Origin of the sequence: Afipia massiliensis (genome assembly GCF_014203115.1) — a bacterium.
GTDB classification, from domain to species: Bacteria; Pseudomonadota; Alphaproteobacteria; order Rhizobiales; family Xanthobacteraceae; genus Afipia; species Afipia massiliensis.
Genome location: NZ_JACHIJ010000007.1, coordinates 70,408 through 88,203, shown reverse-complemented (window position 1 = coordinate 88,203; position 17,796 = coordinate 70,408). Strand labels below are relative to the sequence as shown.

Below are 17,796 nucleotides of genomic sequence, written 5' to 3'. Positions count from 1 at the left end.
TACTGGGTTGTTCGGCGAATTTGATCACTCCATACCCGTCAATAACGAAGAGCGCATCACGGCAATAATTGCTCCTAACGGCAGTGGCAAAACCCAATGCCTGAGATTGATCTATGCTCTCTTTTCCAAGCGATGGTCGTTCTTCAACGAAGTCAAATTCGATTCTGCAAAATTTGAATTTTCAACTGGCTTTCGAATCGAAATAAAGAAAATCGATGCCGAAAACGAAGATGCGACAACTCTAGGGGTAGAATTTAATACATTTTACCCTGGAGAGTCGCTGCCGATAGTTTGGAGTCCAGGACTCGCTTCTCTCAAAAACATGCGGATGCCTATCGAAAGATACCTGCCGTTTATAACCAGGACATCAGCCAATCGATGGACTCACGATCACACAGGCGAACACTATTCACTTCAAGAACTTTTTGAGCAATTTTCAGATTCGCTTCCTGAGACTTTAAAACGTTCGCTCTATAGCGATGCACCCATCGTTCTGATGAATATAATCAATAGCATCGATTGCCATCTAATCGAAACGCAGCGCCTGCTGATTCTTCGTGACGAAGCCGAGGAACAACATTATCGCGACCCACGTCCAGCTTCTACGCTAGCAATTTCCAAGAAAGCTCAAACTCTTCGATCCATTATTGCAAAAGAACTAACCGCGTATGCGGCGCTATCTCAATCACTCGACCAATCGTTTCCTCGAAGAGTTATTAGCGAGCAGCGATTTCTTTCTCCTGAGCGATTGAAAGAACTACTTAAAGATCTGGATGTGAAACGCCAAAGTTTGATGAGCGCTGGCATCCTTGATAAGGAAGCCGATGCTCCGATCAGTCTCCCCGAAGGAAACCTAGATTACGCTATTGCCCGAGTCCTAAGCGTATACGTGGACGACACTTCCACCAAACTATCTTCGTTATCGACGCTTCTTCTACGCATTCAGCTTTTCAAAAACCTGATAAAGCAGCGGTTTACGACGAAAAATGTAGAAGTTAGCAAAGACGGCGGCTTTGAGATTGCTGCGCACAAAAGCAAAGTCCCGCTTGAGAAACTATCTTCCGGCGAACAGCACCAATTGGTTCTTTTTTTTGAGCTGCTGTTTGAGCTCAAATCAAACGCGCTAATCCTCATCGACGAACCAGAACTTTCGCTGCACGTCGCATGGCAGAAAAAATTCATCTCTGATTTGAAGAGCATTATCGCCCTAAATGGCTTTGACGTGATCTTAGCTACTCACTCCCCCCAATTGATAAGCCACTGGACAAACATTGTCGTCGAACTCGGAGAGGTCGACGAGAAATGAAATCGATCTCTTCTAATATTGATGCATACGACATCGCCCAACAGGTCCGCCAAGAACGGCAAGTACATAAAGGCTCCTTTCTCCTTCTCGAGGGACTCACAGACATCCGTCGTTTTGAGAAGTTCGTGGACAAAGATAAGAACCAGACGATTAATTGTTTTGGCCGGGAGAATCTAATTGGAGCGATTGAGCTTCTTTATGATGAGGCATTCCCTGGGGCACTCGGGCTTGCAGATGCTGATTTTGATCGCGTAAATAATTCTCTGAAAGAGCATGAGGGAATTATCTACTCAGATTCCCATGACTTCGATATGGATTGCGCAGCGACAACATGTTTGCAAGCCTATCTTAACGAGACTGGGGACGTGGAGAAGTGCGAAGCAATCGGGACTACTGAAGTCATCCGACAAATGATCGCTGAGCGAGTAAAGCCTCTATCCGTGCTGCGACTTGTGAATGTAACACAGCAGTTCCGATACAACTTGCAATGGCTCGATCATGACAAATTCATTATTGGAAACCAACTCGATCAAGACGTTCTTATAAACGAAGTTTCTCAGGGAGCTTTCGCTCAAAATAAACCGGTCTTGACGATGCTTGTTAGTCAACATTCAGCAATTGACTACGATCTCGCTCAGATAACCTGCGGACACGACTTTTACGCTTGTCTTGGCTTGGCGCTTAGACAGCAGTTAGGAGCGCGAAAAATTCCTCAATCTTGGCGACGAGAAGTTGAGATGCACTTCAGATTGGCGTTCAACGATGTACATTTTGCTGAAACTAACTTGCTTAAAAGAATTTTAGAATGGGAGCGCGAGAATAAGCCTTACATTATCTTGGCCGCACGATTTAGAGCCGCTTAGAGATACCAAAACTTGACTGGGCTCAGAGAGATTCACGCCACGCGCTTGGGCATCTCCAACCCCGGCAGCGGCGCGGCTTCTTCCGGTTCGGCTTCGCGGATGCTGTAGCCCTGCTCGAGCACGCGTTCGGGCTTGCCGGTCGAATCCTGAATCAGCGAATCCACCACAAGGCCGGCGTCGTCGGCATAGTGCCAGACGTCGTGCTCGGTCGGCAGCGCGCGGCTGATCTGGTGGTCCTCGACAAAAAGCGCATAGGGCATGAACTGCTCCTTCGGACGCGTGTCCGGAAGACGACTGGCTTTGAAGACTGCAGATCCTGAAGACTCAAAATCCTGGAAGACTCAAAAGTCCTGAAGGCTGATGGTCCTGAAAACCGTGAAGCCCCGACTCCATCAACGCGGCAGGCGCGCGCTGGTTTCAGCTAGTTCAGCACCATGCCGAACATCAGCAGGACCGCCAGCCCGGCGAAGGCATAGCGCAGCGGACGGTCTTCCGCGATCTTGTCGATAAGCTTCATGGCTTTGCCCTCTTTGCCCTCACGCCCCGTCAAAAAAGACAAAACGAAGGCAGCGGTTTCGTTCCACTGCCGTTCATCTTATTTCCGGCAGGTTGCCGTCCCGCACCGGCAAGACCGGGAACTATCGCAGGGCGAGCCGGTTGGTAGGCAGGATCACGAAAGGATTTAGGTCATGAAAAAGATTGCAGTTGCTCTGGCGACCGTCGCAACCGTCGCCGTGATGTCCGCTCCCGCCGCCGAAGCCCGCAGCGGACGCGGCGCCGCGATCGGATTCGGTATTGCTGCCGGCGCGCTCATCGCAGGCGCAGCCGCCGCGAACTCGTACAACTACTATGGCGGCCCGGCCTATTACGGCGAGCCAGCCTATGGTTACGGTTACGGCGGGCCTGTCTATTATGCCGAGCCTGTCTACGGGCCGGGCTACTATCGCGCGCGCGCCTATCAGCGCAACCACAGGAACGATCCGAACCCGGTGGATATGAATCCGTACAATCCCTGGTAACGGGACGAGCAAATTTTCGCGATCAACACCTGCAAAGCCCGGAGCACGCTCCGGGCTTTTTCGCGCGCGGGTCATGTTGCGCGGGACGTATCGCAGCGATGCATCGTGTCGCGTTTCGCTTGAGCAGTTCGTTGATGCGTTTCGGTGAGGTGTTTTTGTCGATCTGTTTTCAACGCAGCACGTTGATTGCCCCTTGACGCGATTGTCGCCTTGACTCCATGAGAACAAAAAGAGAACATGCGCCCCACTCGTCACTACGGAACATCGTCATGTTGGATCAACTCGCCTCCGGCCCGCAGTCGGAATCGGAGCGGCTGGATATTGCAGCGGATCAGGCCATCGCGGCATGCGGCGGCGACATGCGCAGCACGATCCGCGCGCTGATCCTGGCGAACGAATTTCTGGAGTTTGAGCTGTGCGAGATGTTCAAGGCCGTGACCAACGGCACGCGCGGACAGTTGCCCGCGAACCGGGCCGACTGGTTCGATTAAAGCAGGGTTCGCTAAAAGCGCCCGCCTGAAAGCGACACCGCACCGCCGGACCTCACGGCCCGGCGATCATGTCCCGCGCCCGGAATTGAGACCTCAGGTTCGATGTCTCGCCAGCGGGACCATGCGGGCTACTTCTTGCCGCCCTTGCTCTGCTGATAGCTGGAGCCGCCGCTCTTCGGCGCGTTCTTGTCCGCCTTGGGCTTTTTCTTTTCCTTGTTGCCCTTGTCCTTGCCCTTCGCCATTGCGTCCTCCTGTTGTCGTGCTGGCCGATGCCTCAGGCAGCATATCACCTTGTCGTTCCGCCTGCGATCCATCTCGCGCGCGCGGATAAGCCGCGCACAGAATGAACGCTTTGGCCGTCCGCGCGTTAACGGGCGTCACAACACATCCCCCAAAAGTACACCCCAAAGGACATCCCCCATGAGCGTGAGCCAGATCAAAGAGCATATGGAAGTCATCGGCGCCGACGGCGTGCATGTCGGCACCGTCGATCGGGTCGAGGGCGGCCGGATCAAGCTGACCAAGGCCGACAGCGGCCAAGGCAGCCACAAGGGCCACCATCACTATATCGATCAGGGGCTTGTCGCCGGCGTCGAGGGCCAGAAGGTGCGCCTGTCGGCCAATGCCGACGTCGCCGTGACGTTTGAGGAAGAGAAGTAGCGCGAGGAAGAGAAACAGCGCCGCGCGGCCTTCAGGCCGATTTGCGCAGCACAGGCTCGGCTTCGAGCGGCGTCGCGTCGAACACCGCATAGCCGTTCTTGCCGTCCTTCTTGGCGGTGTAGAGCGCCCGGTCGGCTGCGGCGATCAGCCGTTCCGCATGCAGCCCGATCTCGGGCCGCCACTGCGCGACGCCGATCGACGCCGACAGCGGCAGCGAGACGCCGTTGCCCTGCACGGCTTCGCCCTGACAGGCTTCCAGAATGTGACGGGCCACCATCGCGCCCTCGCGCAAGGTGGTCGACGGCAGCACCACGCAGAATTCGTCACCGCCCATGCGCGCCAGAAGATCGCCGGTGCGCAGCCGGCTTTCGGCGGCGCGGGTGAACCGCCGCAGGCATTCGTCGCCGGCGGCATGGCCGTGGTTGTCGTTCACTTCCTTGAACTCGTCGAGATCGATCATCAAGAGCGCGAACGCCTCGCCGCTGCGGCCGGAGCGCGCGCATTCCTCGTCCAGTCGCGCCAGGAACTGGCGGCGGTTGGCGGCGCCGGTGAGATCATCGAACATCGCCAGATCCGCGACCTCGGCGCGCAGCCGGTCGATCGCCATCAGCAGGAAGCCGAAATTCCACATCATCGACAGGAACACCAGCATCAGGATCACGACGGCCTGAAACTGGTTGAAGTCGACCAGCGAGACTGGCCCGCCGACCTTCAACAGCGCGGCCAGAGAGCGCGCCACATACACCCCGATCATCAGGATCGCGATGTAGCCGGCCATCCGCGCGCCCGGATGCGCGTGGCCGTTTTTGCGGGACAACAACAGCGGCAGCGTCATCGCGATCGGAATCGCCTGGCAGGCCGAGTAGATCACAATGCGCATCGCCATGTTGTCGTGCCAGACGAAGTACGCCAGGCCGACGAAGTTGATCGCGACCATCGCCGCTGTGAAGCGCCATGACACCGGCACGCCGTAGAACCGCCGGATGCCCATCGCGGCAAGGCAGATCGCCAAAATCAGAATGGAGCCGCCAGCCAGCAGCGGGATCAGCAGAAGAGTCGTCTGCTGCGGATCGATGAAGCTGCGGGTCATCGCAACCGCGGCGCCGAGCGCCGCGACCAGCGCGCCCGCGGTCCAGAACCGCGCGGCCTCGAGATTGGGATAGCTGCGGACGACGTGAACCCACACCGTCCCGATCGCAACGAAGTTGACGACGAAAACGATCCAGAGGGTCGGGACGCTCAGCATGACCGGGCCAAGGGCGCGCGATTGATCGCGTCTTCTGCCCTGTCCCTGTGATTGATCGCCGCCCGTTGCATAAACCCACTCCCGATTCCGGATCACCCGGAATTCCGCCTCCCCCGAAGCCGGATGCATCCTTGCAGGGGCGCTCTTAACGGAGTCTGACCGGCTTCGGATAAACCGCGCCGTGGTTGTGATTTGATGAAGATGCGGGGCACATGCCCAAATGAAAGCCGTTGTGGCGCTCGCACCGGCAATCGCGAAAGCAAAACGAAAGCCTTTGCCCGATGTTAACCCTGAGCGCGCAAGCCGCCGTCCACAGAAAAAGACACCGGCAATGTCACCGAGACGGCACAATGCTGAAAAACAGGCGACAAATTTCAGCGAATCGGTTCGGATCGGAATCGAGGCTGCGCACTGGCCTATCGCCGAGCATGCCTCGTGACGTTGACGTCAACTCGAACCCATGAGGATGCCATGGCGAAGAAAGCCAAGAAGGCGAAGAAGGCGGCGAAGAAGACAGTGAAGAAGGCCAAGAAGGCCAAGAAGAAGTAGTTTTGTTTATTTGAAGTGGCTCGGGCGGAGTCGCTTCGCCCGAGCCGCCGGTTTCAGGGCGGCTCTACAAATAATTTTCCCTTGCGCCATCCGCGCTTCCCCGCCTCTCCTTCAGCGATTGCCCCATCCCGCAACGCTTGAATCCCAACCCCATCCTCGCTAGAACGACCCCGCGCTGATCGCGCCGTAAGCGTCTCACGTCAGGCAACGCATTCAACCGAGGCCGCCGGCCCGGAGGAATGCCATGACGAACAGCACGCCCAGCTCCTCACACCACGAGGCAAGCTTGCGATCATTGCCCGCAACCGTCATCGCGCATCTCTGACGACAGGCGGTCCGTTTTTCAAAGAGTGACCTGATGACAACGCTTCCCAAATCCCGCGCGCGCGGCAAGCTGCCCGCGCGTTATGCTTCGATCGTGATGCCGCTGGTGCTGTCGATCCTGATGACCTTCGTGGTCTCGGGGATTTCGACGCTGAAGAGTCTCGGTGCCACAGAGGCTTTTCTCGCGACATGGCCCGCGGCCTGGGGCATTTCCTGGCTGGTCGCGTTTCCGACCCTGCTCGCGGTGCTGCCGCTGGTGCGGCGGATCGTGGCGATGGTGGTCGCGCCGCCCGCCGCGGACTGACGTCCCAAGGAGAAAGGGCGGCCGCAAAACCCGCCTTTTCCCGGCTGTTTCCGCAAATTTCGCGAAGTCCCGGCAGCACACGCCCTGCGTCCGCTTGCCGCAACACTTAGGCGTTGACCTAACCTTCTGCGAGATTATAGTTAGCCACATGACTAACCAACAAGACCGCCTCAACGATACGTTCCACGCCCTCGCCGATCCGACCCGGCGCGCGGTGCTGGCAAAACTGACGTCCGGCCCTGCCACGGTGAGCGATCTCGCAGAGCCGTTCAGCATGGCGCTGCCGACGTTTCTTCAGCACCTCAAGGTGCTGGAGGAATGCGGCCTCGTCAGGTCGAAAAAGGTGGGACGGGTCCGCACCTGCCATCTCAAGCCCAAGCCGCTGGCGGCCGCCGAGGACTGGATCGGCGCGCAACGCACGCTCTGGACCAAAAGGCTCGACCAACTCGACGACTATCTCAGACACCTCAACGCCACGGAGACACCGAAGTGACCGCGTACAAAATCGACCCCAAGCTCGATCTCATCCTCGAACGTGAGATCGACGTGCCGCCCGAACTGGTCTGGAGAGCCTGGACCGAGCCGCAGCATTTGATGAAATGGTTCACCCCTGCGCCGTGGAAGACGGTGGAGTGCGAGATCGATCTTCGCCCGGGCGGCATCTTCCGCACCGTGATGCGCTCGCCCGAGGGGCAGGACATGAACAACATCGGCTGCTGTCTCGAGGTCGTGGAGAAGCGCAAACTGGTCTTTACCGATGCGCTGCTGCCGGGCTTCCGCCCGCGCGACGACGGCTTCTTCACCGGTGTCGTCCTCATCGATCCCATCAAGGGCGGCACGAAGTACACCGCCTGCGCGATCCACAAGGACGAAGCGGGAAAGAAGACCCACGAAGAGATGGGCTTCCACAGCGGCTGGGGCACCGCGCTCGATCAGCTGGTGGCGCACGCCAAGACGATGTGATCGCTTTCATCAGCGCATCGAACAACCAAGGGCAGCATGCGTGCTGCCCTTTTCTTTTTTGTTGTTACTGCATCCGGTACTGCAAGCTACCCGTAAGGATGACGCTCGCGCGTGAAGCACGCCACATCCGGAGACCGAAACAGGGAATAGCCTGCGCCCGTCCTCAACCCAGACAGGAGCGCCGATATGACAGCCCTGTTGACCGCAATCGCGCTTTGGCTCTCAGCCAACTTCAACCTGCCGCCCCTGAGCGAGCAACCGAAAATCGAACTGGTCTCCCCGGCCAGGATCATGGCCGTCCGTCATCAAGCCTTCAGCGTGGAGGTGCGGCGCGACATCGCCGCCATGCCGCCTGTCTCCGACCCGCGCGACACCGTCGCCGTTTACGATGATCCCAACCGGACCATCTACCTTCCCCTGACATGGACCGGCGGCACAGCGGCCGACCTGTCGATGCTGGTGCACGAGATGGTTCATCACCTTCAGAACATCGGCGGCATCAGGTACGAATGCCCGGCGGCGCGCGAGGAGCTTGCCTATCGCGCACAGGACCAATGGCTTCGCCTGTTCGGGCAAAGCCTCGAGCACACGTTCGGCATCGACAAGTTCACATTGAAAGTCAGCACGTCCTGCGGATTCTAGCTGCAGCACACGTCAGCCGTGCGGCATCAGAGAGCGTCATCGCCCCGCGAGGCGCGTCGTGTCTCAACGGGTCATCCCCGCGAAAGCGGGGATCCATTCCCATGACCGCTTGTTCGTCGGCGCAACAACAAAAAATGAAATCCGAACCGCATGGGTCCCCGCTTTCGCGGGGACGACGGGGTTTAGGATTCGCGTCGGTTTCTCACACTTCGGCGCGACCCGAATTCACCGTCCCGCGAGGCGGTCGGCGAAATAGCCGATGGTCTTGCGATAGATGGTCGCGCGATTCCATTCGCGCATCGCCTCGAAATTCGCGGTGCCTTCGCCATAAGGTTGGCCACCCCGGAATCCCGCGGTCTTGAGCAGGTTCGCCGTCGAGGCCAGCACGTCCGGAATACTGTGGCGCAGATCGACATGGCCGTTACCGTCGAAATCGACGCCGTACTTGATATAGGACGACGGCAGGAACTGGGTCTGGCCGAGTTCGCCGGCATAGGCGCCGACCAGATCGCGCAGCGGGAGATCGCCGCGCTGGACGATCTTCAGGGCCGCCAGCAACTCGCCCTGAAACAATTCGGTGCGGCGGCAATCATGCGCCATGGTCGCCAGCGTGCGCACCACCGGCATTCTGCCAAGATCACCCTTGCCGAAATCCGATTCCAGCCCCCAGATCGCGACGATGATCTGCGGCGGCACGCCGAAGCGTTGCTCGATGCGCGACAGCAGCGAGGCATGCCGCTGCAGCATCGCCTGTCCGGTCTTGATGCGGCCCGGCCCCACGCGGGTGGCGATATATTGCTCAAACGTCTTGTTGAAGGTGCCGCGCTGGCGGCGGTCGAACGCCAGCACCCCAGGGTCCTGCGTCACGCCATTGAGCGCGCTGTCGATCACGCCGCGCGAGATCCCCGCCGCCTGCGCTTCCTGCGCCATCGCGGAGACGAAGGTCTGGAAATCTCCGCCGCAGCGCGCGGCGAAGGTGGGGGTTACGAGGAGGAGCGAGATGAGAACGGCGGCGAACACGCGCATGAAACAGCTCCGTTACAGAATACATGTCGATGATGCCACGAGATTCAGGTTCAAACAATAACGCCGGTTCTGACCTGAAAGGACCATGCGAACGCGATCAATTCGGTGCCTCGCTGATGGCGCGGTTGGTCACGATCTGGGCCGCGATGATGATCCACGGAAGAATCAATTCGGGAACAAGATAACCGAGCCAGACCGCTGACGGTTCGGGCAAGCCGACCTTGCTGATCGAGATCACGCGGCCGATCCCGCCGAGCAGTACAGTGAGCGCCAGCAGAAAGATCAGCGTGTGGTGCTGGCGGATGGTCGCCGCGGCCCACAGCCCGACCACACCCGACATCAGATAAATCCCGCCCATGAAGCGATGGACATTGTCGAGCCGCGGGGTGGTCTCAGGCTGGCCGAGATACATCTGCAGCGTGCCACCGAAGACGGCGATGGCACCTGCCAGAAACAGACAAGCCTGGGCAATACGCTGACTGAGCAGCATCGGGTCGCTGGCGCTCATGGAAAATCTCCGTTTTCAAATCGGGGTTGGGCAAAATCTAAAACGCATGAAAAAACCCGGCGCGCGCACGCACCGGGTTCAAATTGCTCAAAGGTCGATCAGCTGGTTGATCGTCAGTTATCAAGGAAGCTCCGCAGCTTCCTGCTTCGGCTCGGATGCTTCAGCTTCCGCAGCGCCTTCGCCTCGATCTGACGGATACGTTCGCGGGTCACCGAGAACTGCTGGCCGACTTCTTCCAGCGTGTGGTCGGTGTTCATGCCGATGCCAAAGCGCATGCGCAGCACGCGCTCCTCGCGCGGCGTCAATGAGGCCAGCACGCGGGTCGTGGTTTCGCGCAGGTTCGACTGGATTGCCGCGTCGATCGGCAGCACCGCGTTCTTGTCCTCGATGAAATCGCCGAGATGCGAATCTTCCTCGTCGCCCACCGGGGTCTCCAGCGAGAGCGGCTCCTTGGCGATCTTAAGAACCTTGCGCACCTTCTCCAGCGGCATGCCGAGCTTCTCGGCCAGCTCTTCCGGGGTCGGCTCGCGGCCGATCTCGTTCAGCATCTGGCGCGAGGTGCGCACGATCTTGTTGATCGTTTCGATCATGTGCACCGGGATACGAATGGTGCGCGCCTGATCGGCGATCGAGCGGGTAATGGCCTGACGGATCCACCACGTCGCGTAGGTCGAGAACTTGTAGCCGCGGCGGTATTCGAACTTGTCGACCGCCTTCATCAGGCCGATGTTGCCTTCCTGAATGAGATCGAGGAACTGCAGGCCGCGGTTGGTGTATTTCTTGGCGATGGAAATCACGAGGCGCAGGTTGGCCTCGACCATTTCCTTCTTGGCCTGACGGGCTTCGCGCTCGCCCTTCTGCACGCCGTGCACGATCTTGCGGAATTCGCCGATCTCCAGACCGGTGAGGCCCGCGAGCTGCTGGATCTCGTGGCGCAATTCCTTGATGCGGTCCTTCTCGACCGCGACGAAATTCTTCCAGCCCTTGGCGGCGAGTTTCGAGACGCGGTTGAGCCAGCGCGGATCAAGCTCCGAGCCCTGATAGTTGCGCAGGAAGTCCTCGCGGCCGACGCCGTGGCTGTCGCCGAGACGGAACAGGCGGCCCTCGAACGACACCAGCCGCTTGTTGATGTCGTAGAGCTGCTCGACCAGCGAATCGATACGCGCCTGGTTAAGCCGCAGCGACTTCACCTCGACGACGATTTCGTCCTTCAGCTTCTTGTACTTGCGCTCCTGCGCCGGCGAGAGCGTCTCGTTCTGGAGCTGGTTCTGGATGTCCTGCTCCTGAAGACGGCGCAGCTTCTTGTACTCGCTGGCGATCTTGTCGAAGGTCTCGACCACCTTCGGCTTCAGTTCGGCCTCGATGGCCGCGAGCGACATCTGGTTCTCGAACTCGTCGTCCTCGTCCATGTCCGCTTCGGCGGCGGCTTCGCCGGGCGCCTTGCCGGCAGTGTCGCCTGCGGGGCGGAACGGCGTCGGCGCGGGAGGCGCGGCCGGCGCGGCGGCCGCCTGCGCGGGCATCACCTGAACGGTGCCGTCGGCGTTGATGATAGCGCTGGTCGGCTGGCCGTCGGGGCCGACGGGACCGGCGATCATCGCCGGGTTCATGTTGTTCTTGGCGTCGGGACCGGCGTAGGTGGCCTCAAGGTCAATAATGTCGCGAAGGAAGATCTTTCCTTCGTTGAGTTCGTCGCGCCAGATGATGATGGCCTGGAAGGTCAGCGGGCTTTCGCAGAGCCCTGCGATCATCGCCTCGCGGCCGGCCTCGATGCGCTTGGCGATGGCGATTTCGCCCTCGCGCGACAACAGCTCGACGGTGCCCATCTCGCGCAGATACATGCGCACGGGATCGTCGGTGCGCTCGCCCGGCTCGGACTTCTTGGTTTCGGTGACGGCCTTTGAGGTGACCTCGACGAGTTCGTTGTCGGTCTCGTCCTCGGCCTCTTCCTGCTTCTCTTCGTCTTCGTCGTTCGCGTCGTCGGACTCGGAGACATTGATGCCCATGTCGGAGAGCATCGCCATGATGTCTTCGATCTGTTCGGGCGAGGTGGTGTCGGAGGGCAGCACTTCGTTGAGTTGATCGAAGGTCACGAAGCCGCGCTTCTTGGCCTGCTTGATCATCTTCTTGACGGCGGCGTCGGACAGATCGAGCAACGGAGACGGTGCGTCTGCTCCGTCCTTCTCAGGCGTGTCGGCGGCCTTCTGATCCTTGGCGGTGTCTTTGATCGCTGCCGTCTTTGCCTTGATGGCCATTCACTGCTCCTGAAACACGCTCACGACGTGGGCCGGTGGCCCGCGTGGAATTTGAAACCGCTAGTGTCCGTATCCGACGTTCGTTTCACTCTGCGGAGCTCTCTGTACGAACGTCGGATACGAAGGACACTAGCAAATTAAGATTCTAGTGATCCTTTGGTTCTGACATTCGTAAGAGTGCCCGCGAAGGGTCGGATACGAATGTCAGAACCGGATCACTGCGATGCGGAAAGGGCGGCGCTTTTGAGGGCACCACCCGGGCCGAAGGTGTAGGTATGGCCGAAGGCCGTTAAGCTTCGATTAACCCTGTTTTTGCGGGTAAAAACCCGGTTTGGCGAGTCTTTTTAAGGCCTTGGCGGAGGCTTTAAAGGCCCATCGCGGCGGTTTCGTCAACTCCTGCGCTGGAACCGGCCCGACGATTCGCCGAAACCCTCGATCAGCGCCTCAAGGCCGTCCACTTCGGCAAGCCGGGCTTTCACATCGCGCAGCCAGGAAAGGTTTCTCTCGCTGCTGTCTTGCCCAAGCGCCAGTTCGGCATCCTTGAGTTCTCTAAGTAAGGAGTGCCATTGGCGATGCAAGGCAACGAGCTGGTGCCAGGTGGCCAGAACGTCCTCCTCCGCAGCACCCGGCTGCGCGCCCCACACATTCTTGGTGGTGAGTGACCGCTCAACCTTTTGAATCTGCTCGGAATATCCCGCCCGATCCAAACTCGCCCGCAGCCGCGCGCTTTCCGCCGCCGGATCGTCGGTATGCGAATAATTTGAGAACGCGCCGATAATCCCGGCCCGCAGCTTGTGGGCTTCGGGATGGGCCAGCTCCAAGGCTGCAACTTCCTCGAGATGATCGTGCAAAAGCCAGGGGTGATTGATCAGCGACAGCAGGATCAAGGCCTCGCGCCGGGACAGGGAACTGCGCTGGCCGCGCATGATCGACGAGCCTGCGAGCTGCGGGCTGGCGACCTGATAGGGCGAGCGGTTGATGGTGCGCGGACCTGTGGATAGGCCGCCCCGGCCATCGTTCCTTCCGGTTCCACCGGGGGCAAACGGGGGGCGCTGCTGAAAACGCTGCCCTGATTCGCGGCCGAACCCGCCCTGATTTTGTCCCCGGAATCCGCCGCCGCGCGGACCGTCGCGGTAGCCGGACTGAGGCGCGAAGGCATTGCGCAGCCGCTCGGAAAAATCCTGCCGGTAATAGCGCCGCACCACTTCGTCGCGGATGCCGTTGGTGAGTTCGTTGATGCGTGCTTCCAGCGCCGCGCGGCGCTCGGGCGTGGCGAAGCTGCCGCCTTCGATCTCGCGCGACCACACGATCTCCGCCAGCGGCTTTGCCTGCGCGATCACTTCCTCGATGGCGCCGCGCCCGCCGGAACGCGCCAGATCGTCGGGGTCCTGCCCCTCGGGCAGCAGCGCGACGCGCAGACTTTTTCCCGGCTTGAGATGCGGCATCGCCAGATCGGCTGCGCGAAATGCCGCGCGCTGGCCGGCGCCGTCGCCGTCGAAGCACAGGATCGGCTCGTCCGCCATCTTCCACAGCAGTGCGAGCTGGTTCTCGGTCAGCGCGGTGCCGAGCGGCGCGACGCTCGCGTTGAACCCGACGCTGACCATCGCGATCACGTCGACATAACCCTCCACTGCGATGAGGGGTGCGCCTTCATGCGCGGCCTGCCGGGCGGTGGCGAGATTGTAGAGATTGTCGCCCTTGTGAAACAGCGGCGTTTCCGGCGAATTGAGATACTTTGCGGGCACGTCCTTTTCCAGCGCACGGCCGCCGAAGGCGATGACGCGGTTGCGCGCGTCGGTGATCGGAAACATCACGCGATCGCGAAACCGGTCGTACGGTACCGGAATGTCGTCGCCGCCGATCAGAAGTCCCGCCTCGACCATGTCCGCGACCGGAATGCCGAGGCCGCCCAGATGCTCCTTCAGCGCGAACCGCTCTGCGGGCGCGTAACCCAAACGAAACTGCAATTGCGTCGCAGGCGAAATGGCGCGGTCGCCGAGATAGCCGCGCGCCTTGGCGCCATTGCGCGAGGCCAGCGTGTCGGCGAAGAATTTCGCGGCGAGGTCCATCACGTCGTGCAACGTCTTGCGACGCTGCTCCTGCCGCGCAGCGTCGGGCGTCACCGCTGGCAGCGGCATGCCCGCCATCGAGGCGAGGCGCTCGACGGCTTCGGGGAAACCGACGCCTTCGGTTTCCATCACGAAGGAGATGATGTCGCCGTGCTTGTTGCTGGAGAAGTCGTGATAAAATCCCTTCTGGTCGTTGACCGTGAAGGACGGCGTCTTCTCCTGATGGAACGGCGACAGCCCCTTCCACTCCTTGCCGGCCCGCTTCAACTTCACGCGCTTGCCCACGACTTCCGAAACCGGAAGCCGGGCGCGCAGTTCGTCGAGAAATTGAGGCGTGAAGCGCATGAGACTCAAGGGTTGCCTAACCGGCCATCAATATAGGACGATCTGTCCTATCCCCTAATTCTTCGCTGGTTGTCCCGGCTATTCACAGGACTTATGGTCCGGCGTCCGTTCCAAATTATCCAACGAAAGCAAGAAAAATGGCCCCTGCCCCGAAATCCCTGCTCCAGATCGCCGGCGCGCCGCTGCATCCGAGCGCGCTCGACAAATCCGCGCTCGTCATCATCGATGCCCAGGTTGAATACACCAAAGGCAGCCTGCCGCTGGACGGCGTCGACGCCGCCATCGTGGAAGCCGCCAAGCTGTTGAAGCTGGCCCGCGTGCAGGGCGTTCCGGTGTTCCATATCGTGCAGCACGCGCCTTCGGGCCGCCCGCTGTTCGCCGAGGACGGACCGACCGCCCCGATCGTGCAACTGCTGACTCCGGCTGCCGGCGAAGTGGTGGTGCGCAAGACCCTGCCGAATTCGTTCGCGGGCACGGATCTCGATGCATTGGTGAAAAGCACCGGCCGCTCGGAACTGATCCTTGCGGGTTTCATGACCCATATGTGCGTCAGCGCCACCGCGCGCGCCGCGACGGACCTGAAGTACCGCACCACGATTGTCGCCAATGCGACCGCGACCCGCGACCTGCCCGATCCGCTCGGCGGCACGATCCCGGCCAGCGTCGTGCACCGCGTGGCGCTGTCCGAACTGGCGGATCGTTTCGCGATTGTCGTGAAGGACACTGCGGCGCTGACGGCTTCGGCGCAGGCGGTGGCCTGAGAGTCTGACCGGAGAGCAGTCAATCCAAGCAAGGTCGTGGTTGTTTGACTCGTCATGGCCGGATTTATTCCGGCCATCCATGTCTTGCCGGTGCCGCCGCAAATAAGACGTGGATGGCCGGGACGAGCCCGGCCATGACGGAAAAGCGACATATACAGGTCGTTGGATAGGACCCGAAGATGTTGCATTTCCTTTCAGACTCTGAGCCTGCCACTACGCCTCGTCGAAGCAGCCCGACATGATCCGCTCGAGCTTCTCGACCGGCCTGTTGTAGACATAGACCCACGCCTCGACGGCCGTGCCATCGGACAGTTTCACAGTCTGAAGCAGGCGCAGATACTGCGTCGGCTTGGGATCCTCAGGGCCGCAGCCCTCGTAGCGGTCCAGCGCTTTCAGGAGGCCGGGATCCCGCAGGTCATAGACGTCGCCCTGCACCCATTCGCCGGGCAGGCTGGACGCAACGGCGCCGGGATAATGCGCGACGCGGTAAAGCCGGCCATTATAGCGCGCTTCGCCGAGATGGCTGGCCTTGGCCGCCAGTTGCTCCGCGAACGGATGCCGGGAGCCACGCTTCAGCGTGCCATAGACAAACAGACGCTCGGTCATCGCGATGAGCTCGCCTTTGCTTCAGTGACCTCGTCACTGATGATGACGAACTTGTTCAGCACCATCGGCCCGAAGTTGGTCGATAGCGCGACATCGGCCGCGTCGCGGCCGGTGCCCATCAGGATGCGGCCGATACGCGGTTTGTTGTGCCGCGCATCGAACGTGTACCACTTACCCGAGAGATAGACTTCGTACCAGCCCGACAGATCCATCGGCGCGGGATCATAGGGAATGCCGATGTCGCCCATGTAGCCGGTGACGTAACGCGCCGGAATGTTCATGCAGCGGCACAGCGTCAGCGCCAGATGCGCAAAGTCGCGGCAGACGCCCTGCTGCTCCTGAAACACATCGAAGGCCGATTTGGTCGGACGCGCCTGCTGGTAGTCGAACCGCACATGGTTGTGCACCCACGCATTGATCGCCTGCACGCGCTCCCATCCGGGCGGCGTATTGCCGAACTGCGACCAGGCGAAGTCCGTAAGGCGATCGGTCTCGCAATAGCGGCTCGCCATCAGATAGAGCAGCACCTCGTCGGGCAACTGCTCGATCGGCAACTGCTGCGCCTCGGGCACGATGGCATCGGACAGGCCGGTATCGCGCACCAGCGCATCGCCGCGAAACGTGATGCCGCCCGGCGGTGCAACAAGGCGTCCGCAAATGTTGCCGAACGTGTCGTGATAGTAGCGGATGCGAACATCCGGCTCGGTGACGATGGTCTCCTCGCCGACAATGTCCTTCGCGCGCGAGGGATGAATCCGCAGCATGACCACCATCGGCGTCTCCGCCACCGCGCCATAGGAAATTTCGAAACCGACCCGGATCAGCATGTCTGGTGTCCTGAATTCGAAGTTCGTCTCATTTTCCAGCCTTCTTATCTTCGCCGACGGAAAGGACATGGATGGTGACATCCATTCCGAGATGGGCGTCGGCCGGTCCCACGTAAGTGCCGTACAACGGGATCGCCTGATGCGGATCGCGCGCCACCGCGACGCGAATGAGATCGCGGCTGCCGACAATGCCGTTGGTGGGATCAAACTCGATCCAGCCTGCGCCCGGCAGATAGGCCCGCACCCAGGCATGGGTCGAGCCGCCGCCGACATAACCATGGGCCTCGTCGCCGGGAATGAAGATGTAACCGCTGACGAAGCGCGCGGCGATGCCGAGGCGGCGCAGCGCCTCCATCATGAACAGCGCGAAATCGCGGCAGGTGCCCGAGCCAATGCTGAGTGTATCGAGCGGATGCTGGGTGCCGCGCTCGTAGCGCTTGCGATAGCCGAACGACTGGCGCACGCCATGGGTCATGCCGACCAGCAGATCCAGCGTCCTTGTCCGGCTGCCCTCGCTGAGAAACTGCCGCGCCCATGCCGCCAGCGCGCCATCGGGATCGCTGTATTGCGGCGTCATCGATGGCGTCAGATCCGTAAATTCATCCTGGTTGTAGAAGAACGGGTAGTAATAGGCCTCATCGTCGGGGGTCAGGTCGATGTTCTCGAGCGGATAGTGCTCGACGGTGACGGTCGAATCGAACACCAGCCGGTCCGACTCGATGTCGAAATCGGCGATGGCGACGCTGTTGCCGAACACATCGTGAATGCGGCGCAGCGAGGACGGCTGCGGCGAGATGTCGAGCCGCTCCGATAGCACGCGGATATCGTGGCCGTCGCGCGGACGCAGCATGATCCGATGTTCGCCGAACGCCACCGGGCGGTCATAGCGATACTCGGTCTTGTGATGAATCGTCAGCAGGGGCATCGTGGCGTTCGCGGCGGCTATATTCATGTGTTCAAATCGTACATGCTATCTTGCTGCACTTCCGGCTCATTGTTGGGCTTGGATGCCTCAGCGTTAGGCAATGATCGACG

Annotated in this window: 20 protein-coding genes; 11 read left to right on the top strand and 9 right to left on the bottom strand. The window is 60.2% G+C overall.

Annotated features, from left to right (window positions below; all coding sequences use genetic code 11):
* The first annotated feature begins 7 nt into the window (after nucleotides 1-7).
* Both HNQ36_RS21565 and HNQ36_RS21560 read left to right on the top strand, forming a co-directional pair.
* Nucleotides 8-1,306, top strand: a complete 1,299-nt coding sequence (locus HNQ36_RS21565; RefSeq protein ID WP_184088647.1) for an AAA family ATPase — start codon at nucleotides 8-10, stop codon at nucleotides 1,304-1,306.
* Nucleotides 1,303-2,169, top strand: a complete 867-nt coding sequence (locus tag HNQ36_RS21560; RefSeq protein WP_184088644.1) for a hypothetical protein — start codon at nucleotides 1,303-1,305, stop codon at nucleotides 2,167-2,169. The genes HNQ36_RS21565 and HNQ36_RS21560 overlap by 4 nt, the downstream gene beginning before the upstream one ends.
* Before the next feature lie 32 nt (nucleotides 2,170-2,201).
* Here the strand turns inward: HNQ36_RS21560 and HNQ36_RS21555 are convergent, their stop codons facing one another.
* Nucleotides 2,202-2,429, bottom strand: a complete 228-nt coding sequence (locus HNQ36_RS21555) for a hypothetical protein (RefSeq protein WP_046829591.1) — start codon at nucleotides 2,427-2,429, stop codon at nucleotides 2,202-2,204.
* Nucleotides 2,430-2,858: 429 nt separating this feature from the next.
* Here HNQ36_RS21555 and HNQ36_RS21550 point away from each other — a divergent pair, with 429 nt between their 5' ends.
* The 3 genes from HNQ36_RS21550 (at nucleotide 2,859) to HNQ36_RS21540 (ending at nucleotide 4,339) form a co-directional block, all read left to right on the top strand.
* Nucleotides 2,859-3,188 carry a hypothetical protein gene (locus HNQ36_RS21550; protein WP_184088641.1) on the top strand — a complete coding sequence of 110 codons (330 nt, stop codon included), beginning with the start codon at nucleotides 2,859-2,861 and terminating at the stop codon, nucleotides 3,186-3,188.
* Nucleotides 3,189-3,457: 269 nt separating this feature from the next.
* Nucleotides 3,458-3,679, top strand: a complete 222-nt coding sequence (locus tag HNQ36_RS21545) for a hypothetical protein (RefSeq protein ID WP_184088638.1) — start codon at nucleotides 3,458-3,460, stop codon at nucleotides 3,677-3,679.
* A 420-nt stretch (nucleotides 3,680-4,099) separates the two neighbouring features.
* Nucleotides 4,100-4,339 (top strand): DUF2171 domain-containing protein, encoded by a 240-nt coding sequence (locus HNQ36_RS21540; RefSeq protein WP_184088635.1) that lies wholly within the window; start codon nucleotides 4,100-4,102, stop codon nucleotides 4,337-4,339.
* 31 nt (nucleotides 4,340-4,370) lie between these two features.
* Here HNQ36_RS21540 and HNQ36_RS21535 read toward each other — a convergent pair whose 3' ends face one another.
* On the bottom strand, nucleotides 4,371-5,585 hold the full coding sequence (locus HNQ36_RS21535; RefSeq protein WP_184088632.1) for a GGDEF domain-containing protein: 1,215 nt from the start codon (nucleotides 5,583-5,585) through the stop codon (nucleotides 4,371-4,373).
* A 220-nt stretch (nucleotides 5,586-5,805) separates the two neighbouring features.
* On the opposite strand from HNQ36_RS21535, the gene HNQ36_RS21530 reads away from it, so the two are divergent.
* The 5 genes from HNQ36_RS21530 to HNQ36_RS21510 all read left to right on the top strand — a co-directional run bounded on the left by HNQ36_RS21530 (nucleotide 5,806) and on the right by HNQ36_RS21510 (nucleotide 8,367).
* Entirely contained in the window at nucleotides 5,806-6,024 is a 219-nt protein-coding gene (locus tag HNQ36_RS21530; RefSeq protein WP_184088629.1) for a hypothetical protein, read from the top strand.
* A gap of 468 nt (nucleotides 6,025-6,492) precedes the next feature.
* A complete protein-coding gene (locus HNQ36_RS21525) occupies nucleotides 6,493-6,762 on the top strand; it encodes a DUF2798 domain-containing protein (RefSeq protein WP_184088626.1) in 270 nt (89 codons plus the stop codon).
* Nucleotides 6,763-6,910: 148 nt separating this feature from the next.
* Nucleotides 6,911-7,255, top strand: a complete 345-nt coding sequence (locus HNQ36_RS21520) for an ArsR/SmtB family transcription factor (protein ID WP_184088623.1) — start codon at nucleotides 6,911-6,913, stop codon at nucleotides 7,253-7,255.
* Nucleotides 7,252-7,725 carry an SRPBCC domain-containing protein gene (locus HNQ36_RS21515; protein WP_184088620.1) on the top strand — a complete coding sequence of 158 codons (474 nt, stop codon included), beginning with the start codon at nucleotides 7,252-7,254 and terminating at the stop codon, nucleotides 7,723-7,725. Before HNQ36_RS21520 ends, HNQ36_RS21515 begins: the two co-directional genes overlap by 4 nt.
* A gap of 186 nt (nucleotides 7,726-7,911) precedes the next feature.
* Nucleotides 7,912-8,367, top strand: coding sequence for a DUF6647 family protein (locus tag HNQ36_RS21510; RefSeq protein WP_184088617.1), 456 nt, complete (start codon nucleotides 7,912-7,914; stop codon nucleotides 8,365-8,367).
* Between the two features lie 225 nt (nucleotides 8,368-8,592).
* Here the strand turns inward: HNQ36_RS21510 and HNQ36_RS21505 are convergent, their stop codons facing one another.
* The 4 genes from HNQ36_RS21505 to dnaG form a co-directional block, all read right to left on the bottom strand.
* Entirely contained in the window at nucleotides 8,593-9,393 is an 801-nt protein-coding gene (locus HNQ36_RS21505) for a lytic murein transglycosylase (RefSeq protein WP_184088614.1), read from the bottom strand.
* 97 nt (nucleotides 9,394-9,490) lie between these two features.
* Entirely contained in the window at nucleotides 9,491-9,901 is a 411-nt protein-coding gene (locus HNQ36_RS21500; protein WP_184088611.1) for a DUF4345 domain-containing protein, read from the bottom strand.
* 113 nt (nucleotides 9,902-10,014) lie between these two features.
* Complete coding sequence (gene rpoD, locus HNQ36_RS21495) at nucleotides 10,015-12,153, bottom strand: RNA polymerase sigma factor RpoD (protein WP_184088608.1); 2,139 nt, start codon at nucleotides 12,151-12,153, stop codon at nucleotides 10,015-10,017.
* A gap of 389 nt (nucleotides 12,154-12,542) precedes the next feature.
* Nucleotides 12,543-14,567, bottom strand: a complete 2,025-nt coding sequence (gene dnaG / locus HNQ36_RS21490; protein ID WP_184089144.1) for a DNA primase — start codon at nucleotides 14,565-14,567, stop codon at nucleotides 12,543-12,545.
* Between the two features lie 137 nt (nucleotides 14,568-14,704).
* Between dnaG and HNQ36_RS21485 the strand changes: the two genes are divergently transcribed.
* Entirely contained in the window at nucleotides 14,705-15,328 is a 624-nt protein-coding gene (locus tag HNQ36_RS21485) for a cysteine hydrolase family protein (protein ID WP_184088605.1), read from the top strand.
* Nucleotides 15,329-15,541: 213 nt separating this feature from the next.
* On the opposite strand, the gene HNQ36_RS21480 is transcribed toward HNQ36_RS21485, so the two are convergent.
* The 3 genes from HNQ36_RS21480 to HNQ36_RS21470 are packed head-to-tail and all read right to left on the bottom strand — an operon-like array spanning nucleotide 15,542 to nucleotide 17,686.
* Nucleotides 15,542-15,934 carry a gamma-glutamylcyclotransferase family protein gene (locus HNQ36_RS21480; protein WP_184088602.1) on the bottom strand — a complete coding sequence of 131 codons (393 nt, stop codon included), beginning with the start codon at nucleotides 15,932-15,934 and terminating at the stop codon, nucleotides 15,542-15,544.
* A complete protein-coding gene (locus HNQ36_RS21475; protein WP_184088599.1) occupies nucleotides 15,931-16,761 on the bottom strand; it encodes a transglutaminase-like domain-containing protein in 831 nt (276 codons plus the stop codon). The genes HNQ36_RS21480 and HNQ36_RS21475 overlap by 4 nt, the downstream gene beginning before the upstream one ends.
* 28 nt (nucleotides 16,762-16,789) lie before the next feature.
* Entirely contained in the window at nucleotides 16,790-17,686 is an 897-nt protein-coding gene (locus HNQ36_RS21470; RefSeq protein ID WP_184089140.1) for a transglutaminase family protein, read from the bottom strand.
* Between the last annotated feature and the right edge of the window lie 110 nt (nucleotides 17,687-17,796).

What these genes read in the sequence shown, in the direction of transcription:
- HNQ36_RS21520 (WP_184088623.1), top strand. Translation starts at nt 6,911, where the DNA reads ATGACTAACCAACAAGACCGCCTCAACGATACGTTCCACGCCCTCGCC.
- HNQ36_RS21550 (WP_184088641.1), top strand. Translation starts at nt 2,859, where the DNA reads ATGAAAAAGATTGCAGTTGCTCTGGCGACCGTCGCAACCGTCGCCGTG.
- HNQ36_RS21555 (WP_046829591.1), bottom strand. Translation starts at nt 2,429, where the DNA reads ATGCCCTATGCGCTTTTTGTCGAGGACCACCAGATCAGCCGCGCGCTG.
- HNQ36_RS21510 (WP_184088617.1), top strand. Translation starts at nt 7,912, where the DNA reads ATGACAGCCCTGTTGACCGCAATCGCGCTTTGGCTCTCAGCCAACTTC.
- HNQ36_RS21505 (WP_184088614.1), bottom strand. Translation starts at nt 9,393, where the DNA reads ATGCGCGTGTTCGCCGCCGTTCTCATCTCGCTCCTCCTCGTAACCCCC.
- HNQ36_RS21470 (WP_184089140.1), bottom strand. Translation starts at nt 17,686, where the DNA reads ATGCCCCTGCTGACGATTCATCACAAGACCGAGTATCGCTATGACCGC.
- HNQ36_RS21480 (WP_184088602.1), bottom strand. Translation starts at nt 15,934, where the DNA reads ATGACCGAGCGTCTGTTTGTCTATGGCACGCTGAAGCGTGGCTCCCGG.
- rpoD (WP_184088608.1), bottom strand. Translation starts at nt 12,153, where the DNA reads ATGGCCATCAAGGCAAAGACGGCAGCGATCAAAGACACCGCCAAGGAT.
- HNQ36_RS21475 (WP_184088599.1), bottom strand. Translation starts at nt 16,761, where the DNA reads ATGCTGATCCGGGTCGGTTTCGAAATTTCCTATGGCGCGGTGGCGGAG.
- HNQ36_RS21525 (WP_184088626.1), top strand. Translation starts at nt 6,493, where the DNA reads ATGACAACGCTTCCCAAATCCCGCGCGCGCGGCAAGCTGCCCGCGCGT.
- HNQ36_RS21540 (WP_184088635.1), top strand. Translation starts at nt 4,100, where the DNA reads ATGAGCGTGAGCCAGATCAAAGAGCATATGGAAGTCATCGGCGCCGAC.
- HNQ36_RS21500 (WP_184088611.1), bottom strand. Translation starts at nt 9,901, where the DNA reads ATGAGCGCCAGCGACCCGATGCTGCTCAGTCAGCGTATTGCCCAGGCT.
- HNQ36_RS21485 (WP_184088605.1), top strand. Translation starts at nt 14,705, where the DNA reads ATGGCCCCTGCCCCGAAATCCCTGCTCCAGATCGCCGGCGCGCCGCTG.
- HNQ36_RS21530 (WP_184088629.1), top strand. Translation starts at nt 5,806, where the DNA reads ATGAAAGCCGTTGTGGCGCTCGCACCGGCAATCGCGAAAGCAAAACGA.
- HNQ36_RS21545 (WP_184088638.1), top strand. Translation starts at nt 3,458, where the DNA reads ATGTTGGATCAACTCGCCTCCGGCCCGCAGTCGGAATCGGAGCGGCTG.
- HNQ36_RS21535 (WP_184088632.1), bottom strand. Translation starts at nt 5,585, where the DNA reads ATGCTGAGCGTCCCGACCCTCTGGATCGTTTTCGTCGTCAACTTCGTT.
- HNQ36_RS21560 (WP_184088644.1), top strand. Translation starts at nt 1,303, where the DNA reads ATGAAATCGATCTCTTCTAATATTGATGCATACGACATCGCCCAACAG.
- dnaG (WP_184089144.1), bottom strand. Translation starts at nt 14,567, where the DNA reads ATGCGCTTCACGCCTCAATTTCTCGACGAACTGCGCGCCCGGCTTCCG.